This window comes from Novosphingobium sp. B-7, assembly GCF_000410615.1.
Lineage (GTDB): Bacteria > Pseudomonadota > Alphaproteobacteria > Sphingomonadales > Sphingomonadaceae > Novosphingobium > Novosphingobium capsulatum.
The window spans coordinates 1-342 of the sequence record NZ_KE148469.1 but is presented as its reverse complement, the minus strand read 5'-3'; the positions used below and the strand labels follow the sequence as shown (position 1 = coordinate 342).

Genomic DNA, 342 nt, shown 5'->3' with positions numbered 1-342 from the left:
TGGCGATCGGTGGGGATCGCGCCGGTGCCGAGCGGGTGCTGGCGCCCCAGATCGCGCAGTCCGATCGCGCCGCCTGGCGTGTGCGCACGTTCATCCTCGCCATTGCCGGCCAGCCTGACGAGGCCGTGACGGTGGCCAATGCCTCCATGCCGCCGCAACTGGCCGCCGGCATCGCCCCCTATCTGCGCTATCTGACGCGGCTGACCCCGGCGCAGCAGGCCGCCGCCGCCAATTTCGGGCGCTTCCCGCGTGCAGCCGATATCGGCCGCGATGACCCGCAGATCGTGCAATACGCGCAGAGCCATCCGCGCCAGGCGCCGGTCTTGCTGGCCCAGGCCGCCC

General features: G+C 72.5%; 1 pseudogene. It reads left to right on the top strand.

The window, feature by feature from the left end:
- A pseudogene (locus tag H926_RS33760) lies at positions 1-342 on the top strand (hypothetical protein); the annotation flags it as partial.